Below are 20,619 nucleotides of genomic sequence, written 5' to 3'. Positions count from 1 at the left end.
CGGTGAAGCCTAAGTAGCGATCACCTGGAAGTCATATGAATTAGGCCGGGCGTACCACCGCATCTGAGGCAACGGGGCCGATCAACGTCTCGGCCTCGGCCTCGTCATCCGGGTCGGCTTCGGTTTCCGGATCGACTTCGTGGCCGGTGACGCCTGCGGCATCGGCGAGGTTTCCGGCCGCCTTGCGCAGGAGCTTGCGGAGCCGACGCTTTTCCTTGCCCTCGAAATCGTCAAGCAGTTCGGTCTCAACCTCGTCCCAAATCTTCTCGATTGCCGCTGCTTTGGCCATGCCGGTTTCGGTGAGGCGCACACGCACGATGCGGCCGTCGCCAGCTTCGGCGCGACGTTCAACGAAGCCGAGGGCCGCGAGGCGTGAGATGGTCTTCGAGGCAGTGGGCGGACGCACGCGCAGAGTCGCGGCGAGGTCGCCCATGGTCATCGATCCGGCTACGGCCAGCGCTTGGACCACCTGCTCCTGGCCGGCAAAGAGATCGAGTGCCGCAAGCCGGTCACCGACTCGGGCACGATGGAGGCGGGCAGCCTGGACGAGCGCCCAGCCGACACTCTTGGCGGCCGGCGGCCGCATCGGTTTAGCTAGCTTGCCGTTCTTGCTCACAGCACGCTTGCCCGTCTCCGAGGATTGACCGCCATGTGGCTGCACAGGCGCCGTTGTCACGGCTGCGTCTGCCGCCTCTAAATGGCTCGCCAACATGGCCAATGCTCCCCGAATGGACTGATAGGCGAGCGGTTTGCCTCTCAGCACCACTCGATTGAGGAGCTTCTGCCAGCCTAACCGTGACGATGAGATGACGTAAAGCTTATTCGGCTCTGTTTTGTTGTTGCTCTCATCATCATAGACTCAACCTAGCATGGTTGGGCTATAGTCAACGCCATCGGCAGAGCAAGCCCGATCGATTGCCAGAAAATTCAGAATAAGGCGCCGCAGCCGAGAGCTTTGCGATTGCTATATGCACAGCGAAGCAATCTAGAACAGAATCCGCAACGTTGGATCGTCAGATCTGCTTGTTTCGCTGTGCCCGTATTGATGATGAAATATCCGAGATGATCGGAGAACACCGTATCAACAGGTCGGCATCAGACTCTTGAGCCGGGCTAGAATATCTTCGCCGGCACAGGGCCTAGCGATGAACTGAGCACCTTGCGGCATTCGGTCTGGATCGGGGGCGGCACGCCCTGAGACGATCAGGATTGGTAGTTCCGGCCGGGCCTGGGAAACTGTGTTGGCGAGCTCGAATCCGTTGGTGCGGCCTGAGAGCTCGACATCGGTGACGAGGCCGCAGATGTCGGGACGGGCCTGGAGAATGCTGAGTGCACGCTCGGCGGAAGCGCACTGGACGGTGTCGTAGCCACCATCTTCAAGGACGTCACCGAGATCCATGATGGTCAGCGCCTCGTCCTCTACCAGGAGGATCACGGGGCGATCGTCTGCTGGAATCGTCGTGTCGCTCGCCACGCTGTCACTCCTGAGCTGAATCGAGACCCATCAGGCGGCTTTGCGCCGCTTCGTTGCTGGCTTGGTAAGGCTAGAGGTGGATTCGTGATCAGCCAACGAGGAACGAAAGCCGTGGTTGCAATGCGTCATCAATGTCGCAGTAAGAGAGCTAGGCCATGCCCTTGCCGATGACGAGGCGGACGACGTCAGTCAGGCGGTCGAGGTCACTGTCGGAGATGGTCAAAGCGGGCGTGAGGTAGACGACGTCCCCGAACGGACGCACCCAAACGCCGTGCTCGACGAAACGCGACTTGAGCGCGGCGAGGTTGGGCATACCGCCAAGCTGCACCGCTCCGATCGCGCCGAGCACGCGCACGTCCACGACGCCCGCCGCTCCACGCAGCGGTTCCAGGCCCTTGGTGAGCCTCTTCTCGATAGCGTTGGCCTGAGCGAGGCGCGGCTCGGTCTCGAACAGGTCGAGACTGGCATTGGCAGCGGCGCAGGCAAGCGGGTTCGCCATGAAGGTCGGGCCATGCATCAGCGCATGCGCCGGATCGTCGGACCAGAAGGCAGTAAAGATTTCTGTAGTGGCGACGGTGGCAGCGAGCGCCATGGTGCCGCCGGTGAGCGCCTTCGACAGGCAGAGAATGTCGGGCACGATGCCGGCCTGCTCGCAGGCGAACATCATCCCGGTGCGACCGAAACCCGTAAAAATTTCATCGGCGATTAATGGCAAACCGTGGCGGCGGCAGAGCCGGGCGACCGTTGCCAGAGTCTCGGGCGGATGCATCAGCATGCCGCCAGCTCCCTGCACCAGCGGCTCGACGATGACCGCTGCAAGTTCGCGCCGATGCGTAGTCAAGGCTTTGTCGAGCGCTGCTTCCTGCTCGGGCATTCGCGGCAACTCGCAAAAGACCTGGGCCGGGAGATAAGCGCCGAAGCGGTGATGCATCCCCTCGACGGGATCGCAGGCCGACATCGCGCCCATCGTGTCGCCATGATAGCCGCCGCGGAAAGCGAGCACCCGGGTCCGGCCCTGCACGCCGCGGTTCAGCCAGAACTGAACGGCCATCTTCAGGGCGACCTCGACCGCCACCGAGCCGGAATCGGTGAAGAAGACGTGGTTCAGTTCCCCTGGCAATAGGGCGGCCAAGCGTGTGGCAAGGCGCTCGGCGGGCGCGTGAGTGAGACCGCCGAACATGACATGCGGCATCTGCCCGAGCTGGTTGCCGACGGCCTCACGGATATGGGGATGGTTGTAGCCGTGGACTGCCGTCCACCAAGAAGCGATGCCGTCGATCAGCTCGCGTCCGTCGGCCAGCGTGATCCGGCTGCCGAGGGTCGCCACAGCCTCGAGCGGAGGCGCGGCGAGCTTCATTTGCGTATAGGGTCGCCAGAGGTGATCGCCGCGCCGCTCAGTCATGGGGACGGGATGCGAGGCGGCGTCGGTTGTGGTCAAGTCCGGTGAGGCGAGCCTATCAGCGGCGCGGCTCCAGCGGACGCCCGCTGCGGCGCTCGATGACCACGGCCGGACGGGTTCGGCGCTCGACAACCACGGTGCGCGGCGAGCGGCTGAGCGAGCCGGGGCTTGTGATCCGGTCCGACACCCTGTCGAAACCGCGCTCGACGACTCGGCCGCGCGGGCGCTCCTGCCGCTCCTTGGCGGCGGCGAGCACGTGCGGGCGCACCTCGTCGGAGGTCAAGCCAATCAGCCCAGCCGCAATCTCGACCTGCTGTTCGAGGTCATCGGCGAGATCCTGCGCGGCGGCCACAGCCTCGACGATGGTCGGCGGCTCCTTGCGCACCCGGATCGGGGGGAGGTCTGCGAAGGACTTCGGGCTCTTCTTCACGGCACGACTCGCATTGGTCATGACCTGAGACTAGGCGCTTCCCCGAACCCTGTGCACCGCATCAAAGAGGGAAAGAGCCATCCACGGGATGCATACGGCTACAGTGCCAATCCGGGCAGCATGATCCCGTCACCGCTCGCACGCCAGCACATAAGGCAGGCAAATGATGCACTCTCCGGCAACGAAACGCGTCAGAATGCCGCAGATGGTTACTGATTTTCGAGTCGAGCCATGAGTTCGGCTGACAGAGCGAAGTTCACGAAGACACGTTGTACGTCGTCCTGATCCTCGATGACCTCGACGAGGCGCACCAGCCTTTCTCCCGTCTCGTCATCGACGTCGATCGTGTTCTGTGCCTTCCAGATCAACGAGGTGCGACGCGGATCGCCGAACCGCGCCTCGAGCGCCTTCGAGACCTCACCGTAGGCGGTTTGCTCGCAGAAGATCTCGTGGCCGTCCTCGGAGGAGCGTACATCGTCCGCACCGGCTTCGATGGCGGCTTCCAGCACCGTGTCGGCATCGCCAACCTCGGGAGCGAACTCAATCAAGCCGACATGGTCGAACATGAAGGCGACCGCGCCGGTCTCGGCGAGGCTGCCACCGGACTTGGTAAAGGCCGAGCGCACATCGGAGGCGGTGCGGTTGCGGTTGTCGGTCTGCGCCTCGACGATCAGGGCAGCGCCGCCTGGGCCGTAGCCCTCGTAGCGGATGTCCTCGTAGTTCTCGCCTTCGCCACCGGTCGCCTTCTTGATGGCGCGCTCGATGTTGTCCTTCGGCATGTTTTCCGCGCGGGCAGCAAGAACGGCGGCGCGCAGGCGCGGGTTCATCGCTGGATCGGGCGTGCCGAGCTTGGCCGCCACCGTAATTTCTCGAGCGAGCTTGCCGAATACCTTGGAGCGGACCGCGTCGACGCGGCCCTTGCGATGCATGATGTTCTTGAACTGGGAATGCCCGGCCATGGCGCGACCTTCATTGTGTTCGTCGATCGGCGGAGGCCTCCCGGGACAGGGATCCTCGACACCGCAGGTGTTTGGATGGGCGAGCCTTATAGGGCGGCCTCGCGCGCAGTGGCAACGCGCATGGATGAGACTCGCTCAGCCGCGCTTCAGCAACCGTTTGGCCTCGTGACGCGCCCTGTGCTCGAACCGAGCCAACGACACCCGGCGTTCAAGCGACAGATGCGTGTCCCCGCTCGGCGGCACGGCGACGATCTCGGCGACCGTCTCGCGCTCGCGGTAGAGACTCTCCAGGGCTGAACCGGCGAGGGTGGCCGAGTCGAGCCTTTGGGCGAAGGTGGTCTCATGGAAAACACGCACGATCTCAGCCTCGAGAACGAGGCCGGGGGCTAGGGCTCGTTCGCGCTCGTCATAGGCCGTCTTGAGCAGGTTGGCGGTCCCGCCTGCAACGAGGGCGAGGCTCACGGCGAGCGGACGTCCGTCGAGACTCAGCGTGTCGGCTCGGACGCATACCGGGCCGGGCCGGTTGGCAAAGAGACCTCGCGCGAGAGCGAGCGTCTTGCAACGGCAGGCCAATGCCGTACCAGCTTCGCCTTTCCACCCCGCCAGTTCCAGGGCGAGGAAGTCGTCGAGCGCGGCGGCAAGTGCCTCCCCTTCCGTCGCGGTGACGAGGTCGAGGCGGCCCATTTCGGCAAGCCGACGGCGGCGGCGGCGCAGATCCTTGAGCCGGCTCTTATGGGGATGGTCTTTCAGAAAGGCGTCGTGGCTGGGGCGGCGGTCGAGGACCGGACGCTCGAACTCGGCCACGATGCCGACGGTCCAACCGGACTCTCGCATAGCGTGGAGCAGACCGCGGCCGGCCAAGCTCGAGACCGTCAGCAATGGCCAGCGCCAGGCACGACCGCGGGAGGCTTCGGCGAGACCGCTAACAAGCAGCGCCAGTGTTTCGAAGAGGTTCTCAGCCGCGACCAACGGTGCGCTCGACGGCATGAAGGGTGAAAGCGCGGGCTGCGCTACCAGGCGGCCGAGTCCGATGATGTCGAGGCCTCTGCGAAAGGGCAGGAGAGCGTTGAGCCGGCCACCATCGCGCACGGCAATGAAGGCGGTGTCGCCGGGCAACAGACCGGCCCGGATATGCGCCTCGATGACATGACGGCTGAAATGCGGATGCGGCGCGACGGCGCGCGCCATGAGATCGTCCCAGGCGTCGGACTCGGCAGCGAGCGCGGCCGCGTCGACGATCTCGATCGATTGCTGCTTGCGAGCGATGTTTCGGGCCACGTCCTGCCGGCGGGAGAGTGCGATCACGGGCTGGCCCTGCGCACGAACAACTTCGAGAAGGCGGGGGTCGCGATGCCGTGGATGGCCTGGGCGCCGAGGGCCATGCCGGCGGCCCGGAGGATTGTCACCGCTGCCATGGCGAGCGCCGCGCCGATCAAGCCGAGCCAGGGCACCAGAACGAGGCAGAACCCCGCGCCGAGGGCGAGCATCGCCAGGGTAATACCTGCACAAAGCTTTTCACCGCCGAGCATGGTCAGAAGGTCTTCGCCGGGACCGAACAGGCTCGCGCCCACGCTGCCGAGAACGAGGACCGTCAGAACCGGAAGGCTTTCGCGGAATTCTGGGCCGAATAGTCCGAGCAGCAGCGGGGCCGCGACGACGATGCCCGCACCGACGAGAGCTGTTGCACCGAGCACCCAGCGCGCCTGGTCGCGGACCAAGGCGTTCAACCCGGTAAAGTCGCCGCGCGCCTTCGCGGCGGTGAAGCGCTGGGCGGTGGCTGCCGAAGCCGCGTAATGCACGAAGACGACGAATTGCTGAATGCGCGTCGCTGCGAAGTAGAGTCCAACGGCGTCGGGTGACATCAGGAAACCGAGGAGCACAACGTCAACGAAGCCAAAGGCGGCAGTGGCGAGATCGCCGGCCGCTATCGGCAGACAGGCAGCAAGCCATTGACGCCAGCGGTAGCGCCGGCTTCCCGTGAGCGTGGTTGGGCCAAGACGCTTCAGCAGCAGGCTGGCTTGGATCGTCACGGCGAGCGCAGTCGCGAACAGTGTGCAGGCCACTGCGACGGAGGCCTTGGCCGGCGCCCCGAGCAGCACCGCAAGAATCATCGCGGCCATGATCAGGCCCTGCCGCAGCAGATAGGGCGGCGCGATGGCGAGCACGGCCCAGTTGCGGCTTCGGGCAACGCCTTCGAGATAGTCCTGGAAAGCGAAGAGCGGCAGCACCAGTGCGCCGAGGACGATCGGCGCGCCGTAGGGACCGGCGAGCAGGTTGCCTTCGATATTCAGAATCAGCAGCCCGAGGACGGATAAGGCGAGACCTCCGACCATAGTGGCGGCCGCCCCACCGATCAGAAAGCCGCGCACCTCGGCATGGCGGCCGAGCGCCTCGTCAGCCGGCATGAAGCGGCAGGCGCCCTGCGACAGTCCGAGTGTCGCTGAATGACCGAGGATCGCGATCCAGACCCAGACGGCGGCGAAGATACCGTATTCCGTCCCGCCCATCATGCGAGCCATCAGGACTTGGGCGATATAGGCGCATCCGGCTGCCGTGATCCGCACCGCAAAGACGCTTGCGGCGGAGAAGCCAGCGCCCGCACGCACAGCCTTGAGCCGACCTAGGACAGCTCCGAAGGCGGCATCGACGCTGAGACCCGCTGCCATGACGGCCTTCCGCGAGACGGCGTGCGCGGGCGCACACGCACCAGATGGCCTTCTAGCGGCGGCAGCGTTTCGAGCGGGTTAAGCCGGTTGCCGAGTCGGGGGCAGAAGAGCATGTGAGCCGCCGAGAGGGCCGCAAATCAGTTTTTTTCGGAGCACACGATGATCGACCTGCACTACTGGCCCACTCCGAACGGCCACAAGGTAACGCTGTTCCTGGAGGAGACCGGCCTGCCCTACCGAATCCATCCGGTGAATATCGGCAAGGGCGCGCAGTTCGAACCGGACTTCCTCAAAATCGCCCCGAACAACCGGATGCCGGCGATTGTCGACCATGAGCCTCTGGATGGCGGCGCGCCGATCTCGCTGTTCGAATCCGGCGCGATCCTGCTCTACCTCGCGGAGAAGACGAAGAAGTTCATTCCGGAAGACATTCGCGGGCGGGCCGAGGTGCTGCAATGGCTCTTCTGGCAGATGGGCGGTCTCGGGCCGATGGCCGGCCAGAACCACCATTTTTCGCAATACGCGCCGGAGAAGATCCCGTATGCGATCGATCGCTACGTGAACGAGACCAACCGTCTCTACGGGGTACTCGACCGGCGCCTCGCCGACCGTGAGTTCGTAGCAGGCGACGCCTATTCGATTGCAGACATGGCAGCCTATCCGTGGATCGTGCCCTGGGAGAAGCAGGGCCAGAGCCTCGACGACCATCCGCATCTCAAGCGCTGGTTCGAAGCAATTGCCGAGCGCCCGGCGACGAAGGCCGCTTATGCTCCCGCGCCGGAAGTCAACCCAGATTTCGGCAAGACCATGAGCGAGGACGCCAAGAAGGTCATGTTCGGCCAGACAGCAGCCAACACCAAGCGCTGAGCAGCGTTGGCCTATCGGAGCATTGAGCTGCGAACGGTGACAGGTACGGGCGGCTTTTGTAGAGAGGCCGCCTACCTGTCTCGTGCCGAAAGTCTCCCATGTCCCACGACGATCTCGCCCAGACCATTGAAGCCGCCTGGGAAGACCGCGCGAACGTCTCCACGACGACGACCGGTGCCGTGCGCGAGGCTGTGGACGAGGCGTTGAACCTGCTCGATTCGGGCCGGGAGCGCGTCGCTTACAAGACTGGCGATCAGCCGGGTGAGGGCTGGCAGGTGAACCAGTGGCTGAAGAAGGCCGTGCTGCTCTCCTTCCGCCTCAACGATATGCACGCGATCCAGGGTGGTCCGAATGCGGCGCCGTGGTGGGACAAGGTACCTTCGAAGTTCGAGGGCTGGACTGAGCAGGAATTCCGCACCGGTGGTTTCCGGGCCGTGCCTGGCTGCTTCGTGCGCCGCGGTTCCTTCATCGCACCGGGGGCGGTGCTGATGCCGTCCTTCATCAATCTCGGCGCCTATGTCGGCGAGGGCACCATGGTCGATACCTGGGTGACCATCGGCTCCTGCGCGCAGGTTGGGAAGAACTGCCATATCTCCGGCGGCGCCGGCATTGCAGGCGTGCTCGAACCGCTGCAGGCTAACCCGGTCATCATCGAGGACAACTGCTTCGTCGGCGCCCGCGCCGAGGTGGCCGAGGGTGTGATCGTCGGCGAAGGCTCGGTGCTCTCGATGGGCGTCTATATCGGCGCCTCCACCCGCATTATCGACCGCAGCACTGGCGAGACCTTCTACGGCCGTGTGCCGCCCTACTCGGTGGTCGTCTCGGGTACGACCTCCGGCAAGCCGCTGCCGGATGGTAGCCCGGGCCCAGGTCTCTACTGCGCGGTGATCGTGAAGCGCGTCGATGCGGGAACCCGCGCCAAAACCGGAATCAACGAGTTGCTGCGGACCTGAGACGCCGCTTGGCACGTTCGCGACCTGCGATGACGGGAAGAGACAGGATCTGGAGCGATGGGTTCGGCGTGATGCCAGTCCGCAAGCAGCGCATCGTTCGCAGATTCGGTCGGTAGATCCTCGCGTCAGCCAGGTCCGGTCCACATGGCAACCCCCGCGCAAACCACCTGTCTCCTCGATCTGAGCGTTGCCGGCCGGCTTGTCCCGACGCCCTGCGATGAACTCGGCGCAGGGCCGAAGACATTGCTTCTACCGCCCCTGTCCTCGATCTCGGCGCGCGAGGAGATGCTGCCACTGGCGCGCGAGCTGTCGGACTCCCATCACTGCCTCGTGCCGGACTGGCCGGGTTTCGGCGCGCGGGATCGGGGGCGGTTGCCACTCGAACCCGCGAGCCTGCATGCTTTCCTGGATGCGTTCCTCGCCGCCGCGCCCGGTCCCTACGCCATCGGCATCGCTGCGGGACATGCGGCCGGCTATCTGGTCGCGGCAGCCGGGCGTCACCCGTCGCTGTTCGAGCGGCTGGTTCTGATTGCGCCGACCTGGCGTGGGCCGCTGCCGACAGTCATGGGCGAAGCGCGCGTCGCTTGGTTTGGGCGAATTCGCCGAGCACTCGAGCGACCGGTGACGGGCGAGTGGCTTTATCGGCTCAACGTCAGCCGCCCGGTGATCGGCCGGATGATGCGCGCCCATGTCTATGCCGATCCGACCCATGTCACGCCTGAGGTCATCGCGGCCAAGCACGTGATCGCGCGCCAGGACGGTGGACGCTTCGGCACGGCGGCTTTCGTCACCGGTGGGCTCGATCCGGTGGAGAGCCGCGCGGACTTCCTCAGTCTGTTACGGCACGAACTGCCGCCGATCAAGGTGTTGCGGCCGGAATCGGCTCCGCGCCGCTCCGGCGCCGAGATGGATGCGCTGATCGACGACAATCGGGTCTCGGCAGCCCGCATTCCTGGAGCGCTGAGTCCGCACGAAGAATATCCGCGCGAGACCGCTGCAGCGATTCGTGTGGTGTAAGACGGAACCGTGACCGGGGCCTCGTACGTCGATGCCAAGGGGACCTTCTCGCCCCATCCTCATTCGGGACCGATGTGATGCCTCGCCTGATCTGCCTGCTGACTGCGCTCCTGCTGTCGACCTCACCGCTCTCTGCCGAGCCGGCCGCGCAGACCAAGGAGAAGCCAGCCCCTTCGCTCAACGCCGATCCGGTGAATCCAGACAAGCCGGCGCAGACACCATATCTCACGGACGAGACTGCACCCGACACGTTGGCCATCCTGCCTGCCCCGCCTGGCGGGCACTCGGCGGCGGATGCTGCGGACCGTGCGGTTTACAACGCAACGCGCGCGCTGGTTGGGACCCCACGCTGGGAATTTGCCACGAGCGACGTGGCTGAGGGCGCCGCTGCGCTGCTGGAGAATCTTTCCTGTGTGCTCGGCCGACGGCTCGATGCGCGGCGCGTTCCCACCTTGATCACATTGCTCGACCGCACCCGCCTCGACCTGGTGCGCGCCGTACGAGCACCCAAGCGCCACTATCGGCGGCTGCGGCCTTTCGTTGGCAACGACGCACCGATCTGCGTCGCGCGTGATCCCCATCTCGCCGACAGCTTCAGCTACCCGTCCGGCCATGCCACGCAGGGATGGGCCTACGCGCTGATCATGGCGAGCCTGCTGCCCGAGAAGGCGACGCCACTCCTCGTGCGCGGCCGCCTCTACGGCGAGAGTCGCGTCGTTTGCGGCGTGCATTGGATGAGTGACGTGGTGGCCGGACGCACCAACGCCTCTGCCGTGGTCGCGGCGCTGATGGGTCATGCTGGCTTCCGCGCCGATCTCGACAAGGCCCGCACGGAGCTCAAGGCCGCCTTGGCCGGCGACGCCCCGGCCCCCGACGCGGCGATCTGCCGGCGGGAAGAGGTCGCTACGCGCGAGCCACTACCTTAGGCGAGGCTCTGCCGCTCTAGGACCCAACGACCAGGGCAGCCGTTTCGGCCGAGAGCGCCCGCAAGGCCTTCTCGGCCTCGTCGCGGACATCGTCGAGGCTGCATCCGAACGGCACCGGCAAAGCGACGCTCTTCTCGGGATCCTGGGTCCAGACAAGTTTGACGATGGAGCGCTGGCGTATGAGATCGTGCGACAGCGCCACCACTTTCACGCCGGGGTTAGAGGCCTCGGACATCGACTGTCTCCTCGGCTTTTTTCCGCCTTTGAGCGCGCTCGGAATCTATCCGCATCGCGCTTGACCACACTCGATAGCATCGCACGGGCGGTGCCATGGCAGATCTCGATGGTGCCGGAGGTCGATGCGCCTCGATCGCGTTTCCTCCCCTGGCTCACGCCTCTGGTGAGGGGACCCGTTTCCGGCGTCGGCGCCGCGCGAGCATGTTCAGGCCCTCGACACCCGCCGAGAAAGCCATGGCGGTGTAGATGTAGCCCTTCGGCACATGCGCACCGAACCCCTCGGCGATCAGCGTCATGCCGATCATGATCAGGAATCCGAGAGCCAGCATGACCACGGTCGGGTTGGCCGCGATGAAGCGCGACAGCGGATCGGCGGCGATCAACATCAACATGACTGCGGTGATCACCGCCACCACCATGATCGGCACGTGCTCGGTCATACCGACCGCGGTGATGATCGAGTCGATTGAGAAGACGAGGTCGAGCACCAGAATTTGGCCGATCGCCGCGGCGAAGCCGAGCTGCGGACCCGTCTTCTCCTCGTGTCCGCCATTGGGATCGACGCTGTGATGGATCTCCTTGGTCGCCTTCCAGAGCAGGAACAGGCCGCCCGCGATGAGGATCATGTCGCGCCAGGAGATGGCTTTGCCGAAGACCTCGAAAACCGGCTCGGTGAGGTGGACGATCCAGGCCACCGTGCCGAGCAGCCCGAGCCGCAGAATCAACGCCAAACCGATGCCGATGCGGCGCGCCCTCGTCTGCTGGTTCTCCGGCAGGCGGTTGGTGAGGATCGAGATGAAGATCAGGTTGTCGATGCCGAGCACCACCTCCATGACCACGAGCGTCGCGAGCGCCGCCCAGGCGGTTGGATCAGCGATGAGGTGAAGGATGCTGTCCACGCGGCGTCGCTCCTCTCAGAGAAGAATAGGACTCATCGGTGTCGTCTCGTCCCGGTCGGCAGGGCCGTTCCATACGAGAAGTCCGGAAGTCATGCCGCTAGAACGGCATTCGAAAGCGAACGGCCGTCGCCGGCCTTTCATCCCGCGGTGGCGCGAAAATCCGCACGGCCTTCGGCACCACCTTGAAATGGGCCGGCGTGTGCGTGGCGAGTTCGCCGTCGGTGTTCACCGGCCGCGGCTTCTTCGACTTCAGCACGATCTCGGTGGTGGAGAAGGCGCGCACATCCGCGGCCTGACCATGCGTGCCGCGACGGAGAGCCGGCAAAAGAGCCACCAAGCGCCACCAATGCGCGACCTCGAGGCTGTAGAAGTCGAGCTTGCCGTCGTCGACGGTGGCATTCTCCGACACCGTCATGCCTCCGCCGTAATGCCGGCCATTGCCGACCGAGGCTTGGATCGTCGTCACCCGTTCCACCATGCCGTCATGCTCGATCGTGATCGAGAAGGGCCGAGCGCGGCGCAGGAGGCGGAAGGCGGCGATGGCGTAGCCAAGCGTGCCCCATTTCTTCTTGGCGTCGGCGGTGAGCTCGCTGGCGAGGTCGGCGGAGAAGCCGATGCTGGCGACGTTGAAGTAGTAGTGGCCGTTGACCCAGCCGAGGTCGACCGCCTGCGGCTCGGCGGTCGTGATCATCTGTGCCGCTGTCAGGGGGTCGAGCGGCAGGCCGAGCGAGCGTGCGAGATCGTTGGCGGTGCCGAGCGGCAGGATGCCGAGGGGTAGCCCGGTCTCGATCACTGCGGGTGCCGCTGCATTCAGCGTGCCGTCGCCGCCGCCGAGGATGATCAGGTCGCATCCCCTCGCGTGACGGGTGATCACGGTGCTGCAATCGGTCTGCGCGGATTCGCCGGCCGGCGGTTCGACCGGTTCGATGCCCCCGGTGCGCAGGCTGTCGCGGATGGCGTCGAGGGGCAAGTCACCGTTGCGGGCGCGCGGGTTCACCATCATCAGGGCGCGGCGCGGGAGCGCGCTCGGGACGGTCATGCGGGGCCCGTGTCGGGTGCGAGGGATGGGAGCAACGATCGGCAGTCCGGATGTGCGGCGTGAGCGGACCCGACATCACGGTCGACGCCTCGACCGCGAGAGGGATCCGGGATCCATCTACCCTCAAGGTGGGGAGGCCCGGTTCGGCGGCAAGGCCGGAGGGGCCAGGGAACCGTCCAGGCCTCTATCGGAGTTGGACGACAGCCCTCCCTCGCCTGCCGCCCAGGCGCAGGTTACATGCATCGCATGACGATGCGGCCCAGCTTCCGGTGACGCCATGCGCTCCTCTTCCATTCTTGCCGCGTCCTTCGCCGCCTCCAGCCTGAGCGGGCTGATGCTCCTCACGCCAGCCATCGCCGGCCCTGCCTCGACCTGGGTCGATCCTCCCGCCAAGACGGATGGAGTTAAGGCGGATGAAACCAAGCCCGCCGTGGCGGCGCCCGAGCCGGCCAAGGCACGGGCCGAGGGCACGCCGGACGCTTCAGAGGCGGCCAACCGCCATTCCGCCCGCCGGACCACGCGCGCCGAGCGCCGCGATCGCCGCTTGGCGCGACGTGAGGGGGCGAGCCCGATCGCTGCACCTTCTGAGATCAGTACCTCTCCCGATCCGCGCTTCACGGATTGGGCAGCGCAGGCACAACGGCTGGCGGCCGATTATCTCGGCAGTGTCTCCTCCTCAAGTGAGGCCATGCTCGCCTCGGCACCACACTTCTACGGAAGCCGGGTGCGCTTCCACGGCCGCGTCACGAGCCTCACCGCCTTGATTGCCGAGAAGCGCCGCTTCGTCCGGCGTTGGCCCGAACGGCGCTACCAGCCCCAGGCCGGTGCCACGCGCATCGCCTGCAACGTGGCCAGCACATCCTGCACACTGCGCACCGTCATCGACTTCCGTGCCGAGAACCCGGCGCGCGGCGCCCGCTCGCAGGGCTTGTCGGAACTGGCGCTCACCATCAGCTTTGCGGGAGAGCGCCCGGTGATCGTTTCGGAATCGAGCCGTGTCCTGCGTCGAGGCAATGTGGCGCTCGGCCCGGGCGCTCGAGGCGATGGTGCTTGAGCCGGCCCGCTGGAGACGATGACGGAATGACGGCTGAGGCTGCCGAAATGGTGCGGGACGAGGCAGTGCCACGGCGCGGCCCGACGCCGGAGGACGACGAACGGCTGCGCAGCCAGATCCGGGCTGAGCTCGATCGCCAACACGCCATGCCGTTGGCACGTCGCACCCTGGAGCTTCTCGCGGAGGCCGAGGTCGAGCCTTCTCCCGATGAGCCAGGCTATCGGGTGATCGACCGCAACGGCGAGACCCGGCTCATCCGCGACAGCGATGCCGGTGCCGAGGAGGGTGGCGACATCAGCGCTCCGATGAGCCTGCGCAGCCTCGTCGCCGAGCTTCGCGAGCGCCATCCCGACCTGTTCGCGGCGCCGCCCGAGCCGGAAACCGTCGACCCTGTCCCGCTCCCGCCTCCCGAGCCGCCACACGACACGCTGGCGGACGTGAAGGCCGCCGGAGCGCGGCTCATCGAGACGCAATCGGCCTTGGCGAGGTCCCTCGCGTCGCACTCGGCGGAGCGCGGCCGCACCCTCGCCACGGCGGCCGGAGGCCGTTTCGAGGGCTGGCGCCGGCAACTCGGCGAGCGCTTCAAGGCAAGGCCCACGCCGGCTGCCGTCGAGTGCGACCGGATCGAACGATCTCCCGTGTCAGAAAGCCCGGAGGCCGTTCCCCCCACGCCTTCGGCCAAGCCGAGAGGCGAGAGCGCGCTCGCCAATCTCGCCCGGCGCGGACGTGATGTCCTGCCAGTGATCGACCGGCACACCTTCGACCTGCACCGCATCGCCTTTCTCGGTCTCGCCGCGGCCACGGTGCTGGTTTTCGGATGGGTGGTGCTCACGACCCTGCGGGGTGGCGATGACGGACCGGACACGCCCCCGCAGGTGGCCCAGAACCAGAACGCCCAGAATCAGAACGTCCCGAAGGAGACGCCGAAGCCTGCCGCCGAGGCGCGCAACGATGCCGCTCCGCGGCTCCCCGAGACGAAGCCACCTGCCTCCGTTCCCGAACCGGCGCCGGAGGATGCCGAGGCAGCACCCGTCGACGAATTGCCCCGCAACCCGGGCGATCTCGCTGGCGTGCCCCAGGTGATCGACACGGCGACACTGAGGGTCTCAGGCATGGTCATCCATTTGTTCGGCGTCGAGTGGGTGCGCGGCGGTCAGGCCGACGAACTGACGAAGTACATCCGCGGCCGTTCCGTGACCTGCCGTCCGGCGCCCGGCTCGAGTGCCTTCCTCTGCACCATCGAGGGGCGCGACCTCTCGGAGGTCGTGCTGTTCAACGGTGGCGGCCGTGCCTCCTCCGAAGCCTCCCCCGACCTCGTCGCTGCCGAAGACCATGCCCGCAGCGAGCGACTCGGCGTGTGGAAGCGGTAGGGAACGACCGCGTTTCACCCACTCATGTCATCCCGAAGTGCTGCAGCGAAGCCGGGGCCTTCTGAAGCGGGACGGATGAGATGGCGCGTCCTCCGCTCACGATATCTGCAGAAAGCCTCGTCTCGATTTAGCGGAGATTAACCAAAACAGCGCTCAATGGCGGACAGTTAAGGTTGATGTTTCCCTGACGGAAGAGTTGGCCGGTCCAGCCAGCAGGTTCGCCCTCACGGGTGAGGCTATGGCCGGGCGGCGTCCGTGCGGGATACGCGTATCCGAGTACCGCCCGCATGATCGACGACGCGTACCCGTCCGGCCGCTCCGCTCGCCGCCCCCGTCGTCGTCGCCGGTTCCGCGCCGACCTTCTCGCCATGACGGCGGCGGCAGCGATCCTTGTCGGTGCCCTACCCCGGTTCTCGAATAGGCCCGATCCGGCTCCCGGTCCCGAGGCTGCCATGCCTGAGCCGGCCGCGACACGGTCCATCACCCCCTCGCCGCAGCGCGATGCCTGGTTGTTCGACCCGACGCCTGCCCTCGGCCGACGTGCCCAGGGCCTGCGTGCGGTGGCCACGTTGAACTCGGCCTTCGAGCCGACCGCCGTGGCCACATCGAAGCCGGCTGTCGTCGCTGCCCTCGTCGAGCGCACACCGGTGACAGCGTCGCGTCCGCCAGCGGCACAGCCTCCGATCCAGCAGACTGCCCTGCTAACGCCGCCGGTCGTTGCGCAGACCGTGCCGTTGCCGGTGCGTCGCCCCTCCGACCTGATGGCCGTGCCAACCCCGGCCGTGGCCCGGCTTGCCGAGCGCACAACGATGCCACGCAACCGTGCCGCGGCGCAGCAGCAGCAGCAGAACGAGGAGGCCGACCGCTCCTTCTTCGACACGGTGTTCGGCGCCAAGCCGGCCACCGAGAAGCAGCAGGCGCTGGCCTATGCCGGCGTCGACGCGAGCAGCCTCGACACCAGCCCGCGCCGCTCCTCCCCTGCCCCGCAGGCCGGTGGCGGCACGGCGATCTACGACATCAGCGCCGGCCGCGTGACATTGCCGAGCGGCGAGGTGCTGGAGGCCCATTCCGGCCTCGGCTCCAGCTTCGACAATCCGCACGATGTTCACCGCCGCATGCGCGGCTCGACGCCGCCCGGCACCTATGACCTTACCGAACGGGAAGCGCTGTTCCACGGCGTGCGGGCGTTGCGCCTGCACCCGGTCGGCGGCCCCGGCGCGATCTACAACCGCAACGGCCTGCTGACGCACACGTATATGCTCGGCCCGACAGGCGCCTCGAACGGCTGCATCTCGTTCCGCAACTACCCGCGCTTCCTCGCCGCCTACCTGCGTGGCGAAGTCCGCCGCGTCGTCGTGGTGGCCGGATACAAGGGCGATCGGACGCCGAGCTTCGCCAGCCGGTTATTCGGTGCCCGCGCTTCGGCGGAGTGAGGCCGCCCCTGGCCGCTCCTTGTCTAGGCGGCGTTACCGGCTTCAGCCTCGGATCCGCGCAGGTTCGGCAGGAGCACCGTCAGGATACCGAGCGCCGGAAGGAACGAGCAGATCGAGAAGACGAAGGAGATGCCTTTCCAATCCGCCAGCGTCCCGAGCATCGCCGCGCCGATCCCGCCGATGCCGAAGATAAAGCCGAAGAAAAGACCCGAGACCATGCCCACGCGGCCAGGCATCAGCTCCTGGCCGTAGACCACGATGGCTGGGAAGGCCGATGAGATCACGAAGCCGATGATCACGCTGAGAGCAATCGTCGGCGCCAGCCCGGAATAGGGCAGCACCACCGAGAACGGCAGGACGCCGAGGATCGAAACCCAGATCACGAGCTTACGGCCGACCCTGTCGCCGATCGGACCGCCGGCGATCGTCCCGGCCGCGATGGCAGCGAAGAATACGAACTGGCAGATCTGCGCCGACCTGGTCGAGAGGTCGAACCGCTCGATCAGGTAGAAGGTGTAGTAGCTCGTGAAGCTCGCCAGGTAGATGTACTTCGAGAACAGCAGCGCGATCAGCACCGCCATCGCCTTCGACACCTCTCCCCGCGATAGCGTGGCGTGACGGGCGGAGGCCGCCCCCGCAGATCGGCCCGTCCGGACGTTGGCGCGGTACCAATGTCCGAGCCCGCTCAGGATGACGATGCCGCCGACCGCAGCGAGGGCGAACCAAGCTAGACCGCTCTGCCCGCGTGGCAGCACAATGAAGGCGGCGGCGAGCGGACCCAGCGCCGAGCCCAGATTGCCGCCGACCTGGAACAGCGACTGGGCCAGCCCGTGCGATCCACCCGAGGCCAGCCGCGCGATGCGCGAGGATTCCGGATGGAAGATCGAGGAGCCGATGCCCAGCAGCATGCCGCCGACGAGCAGCAGTGCGAAATTGGGCGCGTAGGCGAGCGTCAGCAATCCCGCCATCGACGAGGCCATGCCGAACGGCAGCGAGTACGGCATCGGCCGCCTGTCGGTGAAGTGCCCGATGAAGGGCTGCAGGATCGAGGCGGTCATCTGATAGACGAAGGTCAGGCAGCCGACCTGCGCGAAGCTGAGATCGAAGCTGCCCTGAAGGATCGGATAGACGGCCGGCAACAGGGCCTGCAGCATGTCGTTCAGCAGATGGCAGACGCTTGCCGCCACCAGCACCGGGAAGACCGTTTGCGCGCGGTTCGGGGCGCGGGACATGGCGGCGACGGACACGGCGAACCTCTGACCTCGTCTCTCGCCAGCTTTTGGCGGCCGGCGCGGCGGCAGGATAGGAAGCTCCCGTGCGGCCTGCCACCAGGGTTGGGCCTGTTTCTTACGCGCGTGGGCCAGCGCGCGGCCTCTGCGCCGCCAGCCGCTGCGGGGTCTGTGGGAAAACTGCTACTGCACCCGCTGCGCCAGTACCTTGTCGATGCGCCGGCCGTCCATGTCGATCACCTCGAGGCGCCAGCCTTGGGCGTCGACGGCGTCGCCCTCGGCCGGGATGCGGCCGAGTTCGACGATGACGAAGCCGGCCAGCGTCGAGAACTCGCCCGAACGCGGGCGGTCCGAGAAGCCGAGACGGTCGAAGGCCTCGCCCGCCGGCATCATGCCGTCCATGAGCAGCGACCCGTCCTCACGCTCGATCACCATGGCCTCCTCCCCAGGCTCGGGGATCTCGCCGGCCATGGCTTCGAGCAGGTCCGTTTGGGTGACGATGCCCTCCAGGCTGCCATATTCGTCGACAACGATCGCCATGCGCACCGGCTTGGTGCGGAAGGCCTCCAGGACCCTGAGAATGGCGAGCCCCTCGTGCACCACGATCGGCTCGCGCATCGCCGCTTCCACCTTGAGCGGCCGGCCGTCGAGGAGTTGATCGAGCAGGTCCTGCTTCCTCAATACGCCGACCACGTCGTCGATCTGGCCGCGGCTCACCACGATCTGTTCGTGGCGGCACTCGCGGATCGCCTTGACGATCTCGTCCTTGTCGTCGTCGAGATCGACCCAGTCGACCTCGTTCCTCGGGGTGACGATCTCGCGGATGCGCCGGTCGCCGAGCGCCAGGATGCGGGCGACCGCATCCTCCTGTGCCTCGTGCAGGAAGCCGGCTTCCTGACTCGCGGAGACGAGAAGGCTCAGCTCGGCGGGCGAGGGCAGGTTCTCCTCGCCCGAACCCGGCTGCAGGCCCATCAACCGCAGCACGCCGTTGCCGAGACCGTTGAGGAACATGATGGCGGGGCGGAAGACCAGAAGGAACAGCGAGAGCGGCCGCACGATCGCCAGCGCCGTGCGCTCGCTACGCTGGAGCGCGAGGCTCTTCGGCGCCAGTTCGCCGAGCACGATGTGAAGGGCGGTGATCACCACGAAGGCCACCGTCACCGCCAGCGTATGCGCGCCGATGCCGGCGAATTTCTCGGGAAGGAAGAAGAAGAGCGGCTCGATCAGGTGGGCGAGCGCCGGCTCGCCGATCCAACCCAGCGCCAGGGAGGAGATGGTGATGCCGAGTTGCGTCGCGGCGAGATGCGCGTCGAGCCGGTCGGTCGCCCGCTGCAGGGCGGTCGCGTTGAGCCGTTTCTCGTTGACGAGTTCCGCCACGCGGGACCGCCGCACCGCGACGAGGGAGAACTCCGCCGCGACGAAGAAGCCGTTGGCGAGAACCAGCACCAGGACCGCCAGCAGTCCGAGCCCCGTAGACCAGCCGTCGCTGAAAATTGCGCCCTCCGAGGCGTGTTACCGCGAGAATGCGGCCGTTGCCGCTTAGAGCCGAATGCAGGTGCGGCGTGAAGGGGCGAGTTGGCGATGCGGCCGAGAAGACGGGCTCCTTGCACCGTCTTCATCCCACCCCAACCCTGGGCATTGTCCTGAAATGCCCATGCCAGGGGACCCCGCGGGAGAGTTCCAGGGATCGAGAGGTGGCTTCGCCTTAGTTCGCCCCAGAGAAGCGGTAGGTCAGACCGGCGGTGATGAGCTGGCCTTCGCTCCGAAACGCCGCGTTCGCCGTGTGGCCGATCGCGCCCGGACCGCCGGGGCCGAAGACCGCGCCCATCCCGTTCACGGCAACGGTACGCCTGCCGAGATCGTAGCGCAGGTACTCGGCTTTGAAGGCGAGCTGGCCTGGTCCAACGAGGTCCGGCATCAGGCTGCTGGGCGCCATCCACTCGATGCCGCCGCCATAGACGTAGCCGGTCTCGATGCCGCGATAGCTGCCGCCGTCATAGATCCCGGTATAGGCCGGCCCGGAGATCGAGGTCTGGGCCGAGAGGCTGACCTGGCCGTAGGCGAGACCGCCGGTGCCATAGACCAGCACGGGGCCGAGCCCGTAGCCGAGCCGGCCGCGCAGGGTGCCGAGGAAGTCGAGCGATTGGTGCGCCGCAAGGCTGATGTCGTTGCCGCCGAACGAGAAGGCCGCGGTGCGGTCGCGCTGCTGCTCGGTGTAGAGCGCATCCGTCACGAGGCCGAGTACGAGGCCCGAGCCCGCCACCGGCTGCAGGTCGTAGCCGAAGCCGCCGCGCAGCACGAAGGAGCTCGACGGCATGTTGACCCGGCCGACGTTGCCGACGTCGATCAGCATCTGCTCCAGCGCATTGGTACCGGTGGTGCGAAGGTTCTGGCTGCCGGTGCGCGTGTAGCCGCCGTCGAGATCGACGTGGAACCCGCTCCAGACCGGCACCGGAGGCGCCGGAGGCAGCTCCACCATCGGCGGCAGCGTGGAACGCAACGGCAGATCGGCCGCCCAGGCCTGTCCGAGACCCGAGGCGAGCGCCAGGGCCAACCCGAACCAAACGGCTGAGCGAGAAGGGAAGGAGGACGTCGCCATGCCTCGATTGTGTCGCAGCATGCTTAACGACGGTTTACCGAAGCAAGCGGTGCAGGCTGGCTGTCGTG

General features: G+C 66.5%; 20 protein-coding genes. 7 read left to right on the top strand and 13 right to left on the bottom strand.

Features of this window, described 5'->3' with window-relative positions:
* Window positions 1–40: 40 nt before the first annotated feature.
* From MGN01_RS07550 to MGN01_RS07520, 7 genes are all read right to left on the bottom strand, one after another.
* A complete protein-coding gene (locus tag MGN01_RS07550; RefSeq protein ID WP_147045968.1) occupies window positions 41–712 on the bottom strand; it encodes a MarR family winged helix-turn-helix transcriptional regulator in 672 nt (223 codons plus the stop codon).
* Between the two features lie 369 nt (window positions 713–1,081).
* Window positions 1,082–1,474, bottom strand: a complete 393-nt coding sequence (locus MGN01_RS07545) for a response regulator (protein ID WP_147045967.1) — start codon at window positions 1,472–1,474, stop codon at window positions 1,082–1,084.
* 148 nt (window positions 1,475–1,622) lie between these two features.
* Complete coding sequence (locus tag MGN01_RS07540) at window positions 1,623–2,876, bottom strand: adenosylmethionine--8-amino-7-oxononanoate transaminase (protein WP_147045966.1); 1,254 nt, start codon at window positions 2,874–2,876, stop codon at window positions 1,623–1,625.
* A gap of 55 nt (window positions 2,877–2,931) precedes the next feature.
* Complete coding sequence (locus tag MGN01_RS07535; RefSeq protein ID WP_238257634.1) at window positions 2,932–3,303, bottom strand: hypothetical protein; 372 nt, start codon at window positions 3,301–3,303, stop codon at window positions 2,932–2,934.
* A 209-nt stretch (window positions 3,304–3,512) separates the two neighbouring features.
* Window positions 3,513–4,262, bottom strand: a complete 750-nt coding sequence (locus tag MGN01_RS07530; protein WP_147045964.1) for a YebC/PmpR family DNA-binding transcriptional regulator — start codon at window positions 4,260–4,262, stop codon at window positions 3,513–3,515.
* A 135-nt stretch (window positions 4,263–4,397) separates the two neighbouring features.
* A complete protein-coding gene (locus MGN01_RS07525; protein WP_373319151.1) occupies window positions 4,398–5,528 on the bottom strand; it encodes a GNAT family N-acetyltransferase in 1,131 nt (376 codons plus the stop codon).
* Window positions 5,529–5,563: 35 nt separating this feature from the next.
* On the bottom strand, window positions 5,564–6,928 hold the full coding sequence (locus tag MGN01_RS07520; RefSeq protein WP_147045963.1) for an oligosaccharide flippase family protein: 1,365 nt from the start codon (window positions 6,926–6,928) through the stop codon (window positions 5,564–5,566).
* A 159-nt stretch (window positions 6,929–7,087) separates the two neighbouring features.
* On the opposite strand from MGN01_RS07520, the gene MGN01_RS07515 reads away from it, so the two are divergent.
* The 4 genes from MGN01_RS07515 to MGN01_RS07500 all read left to right on the top strand — a co-directional run bounded on the left by MGN01_RS07515 (window position 7,088) and on the right by MGN01_RS07500 (window position 10,691).
* Window positions 7,088–7,795 (top strand): glutathione binding-like protein, encoded by a 708-nt coding sequence (locus MGN01_RS07515; protein WP_147045962.1) that lies wholly within the window; start codon window positions 7,088–7,090, stop codon window positions 7,793–7,795.
* 98 nt (window positions 7,796–7,893) lie between these two features.
* Window positions 7,894–8,748, top strand: a complete 855-nt coding sequence (dapD, locus tag MGN01_RS07510; protein ID WP_147045961.1) for a 2,3,4,5-tetrahydropyridine-2,6-dicarboxylate N-succinyltransferase — start codon at window positions 7,894–7,896, stop codon at window positions 8,746–8,748.
* A 144-nt stretch (window positions 8,749–8,892) separates the two neighbouring features.
* Window positions 8,893–9,765 carry an alpha/beta fold hydrolase gene (locus MGN01_RS07505; RefSeq protein WP_147045960.1) on the top strand — a complete coding sequence of 291 codons (873 nt, stop codon included), beginning with the start codon at window positions 8,893–8,895 and terminating at the stop codon, window positions 9,763–9,765.
* A 77-nt stretch (window positions 9,766–9,842) separates the two neighbouring features.
* A complete protein-coding gene (locus MGN01_RS07500; RefSeq protein WP_147045959.1) occupies window positions 9,843–10,691 on the top strand; it encodes an acid phosphatase in 849 nt (282 codons plus the stop codon).
* Window positions 10,692–10,707: 16 nt separating this feature from the next.
* Here MGN01_RS07500 and MGN01_RS07495 read toward each other — a convergent pair whose 3' ends face one another.
* The 3 genes from MGN01_RS07495 to MGN01_RS07485 all read right to left on the bottom strand — a co-directional run bounded on the left by MGN01_RS07495 (window position 10,708) and on the right by MGN01_RS07485 (window position 12,866).
* Window positions 10,708–10,926 (bottom strand): hypothetical protein, encoded by a 219-nt coding sequence (locus tag MGN01_RS07495; RefSeq protein WP_147045958.1) that lies wholly within the window; start codon window positions 10,924–10,926, stop codon window positions 10,708–10,710.
* A 154-nt stretch (window positions 10,927–11,080) separates the two neighbouring features.
* Window positions 11,081–11,827 carry a TerC family protein gene (locus tag MGN01_RS07490; RefSeq protein WP_147045957.1) on the bottom strand — a complete coding sequence of 249 codons (747 nt, stop codon included), beginning with the start codon at window positions 11,825–11,827 and terminating at the stop codon, window positions 11,081–11,083.
* Window positions 11,828–11,924: 97 nt separating this feature from the next.
* Window positions 11,925–12,866, bottom strand: coding sequence for a lipid kinase (locus tag MGN01_RS07485; protein ID WP_147045956.1), 942 nt, complete (start codon window positions 12,864–12,866; stop codon window positions 11,925–11,927).
* A gap of 277 nt (window positions 12,867–13,143) precedes the next feature.
* Between MGN01_RS07485 and MGN01_RS07480 the strand changes: the two genes are divergently transcribed.
* From MGN01_RS07480 to MGN01_RS07470, 3 genes are all read left to right on the top strand, one after another.
* Window positions 13,144–13,920, top strand: a complete 777-nt coding sequence (locus tag MGN01_RS07480) for a hypothetical protein (protein WP_238257637.1) — start codon at window positions 13,144–13,146, stop codon at window positions 13,918–13,920.
* A 26-nt stretch (window positions 13,921–13,946) separates the two neighbouring features.
* Window positions 13,947–15,290: a thermonuclease family protein gene (locus MGN01_RS07475; protein WP_147045955.1), complete on the top strand. Its 1,344-nt coding sequence runs from the start codon at window positions 13,947–13,949 to the stop codon at window positions 15,288–15,290.
* A gap of 287 nt (window positions 15,291–15,577) precedes the next feature.
* Window positions 15,578–16,723, top strand: a complete 1,146-nt coding sequence (locus MGN01_RS07470; protein WP_147045954.1) for a DUF2778 domain-containing protein — start codon at window positions 15,578–15,580, stop codon at window positions 16,721–16,723.
* Window positions 16,724–16,746: 23 nt separating this feature from the next.
* On the opposite strand, the gene MGN01_RS07465 is transcribed toward MGN01_RS07470, so the two are convergent.
* The 3 genes from MGN01_RS07465 to MGN01_RS07455 all read right to left on the bottom strand — a co-directional run bounded on the left by MGN01_RS07465 (window position 16,747) and on the right by MGN01_RS07455 (window position 20,551).
* Complete coding sequence (locus MGN01_RS07465; protein ID WP_147046052.1) at window positions 16,747–17,955, bottom strand: MFS transporter; 1,209 nt, start codon at window positions 17,953–17,955, stop codon at window positions 16,747–16,749.
* Between the two features lie 180 nt (window positions 17,956–18,135).
* The gene (locus MGN01_RS07460; protein ID WP_238257639.1) at window positions 18,136–19,398 is read right to left on the bottom strand and encodes a hemolysin family protein; all 1,263 of its coding nucleotides are present in this window, start codon (window positions 19,396–19,398) and stop codon (window positions 18,136–18,138) included.
* A gap of 259 nt (window positions 19,399–19,657) precedes the next feature.
* The gene (locus MGN01_RS07455; protein WP_147045953.1) at window positions 19,658–20,551 is read right to left on the bottom strand and encodes an outer membrane protein; all 894 of its coding nucleotides are present in this window, start codon (window positions 20,549–20,551) and stop codon (window positions 19,658–19,660) included.
* Between the last annotated feature and the right edge of the window lie 68 nt (window positions 20,552–20,619).

It is taken from the genome of Methylobacterium gnaphalii, assembly GCF_007992215.1.
In the GTDB taxonomy this organism is placed as follows: Bacteria; Pseudomonadota; Alphaproteobacteria; order Rhizobiales; family Beijerinckiaceae; genus Methylobacterium; species Methylobacterium gnaphalii.
Note: the sequence above shows the minus strand (reverse complement) of the source record. Positions and strands in the feature narration are given on the sequence as shown.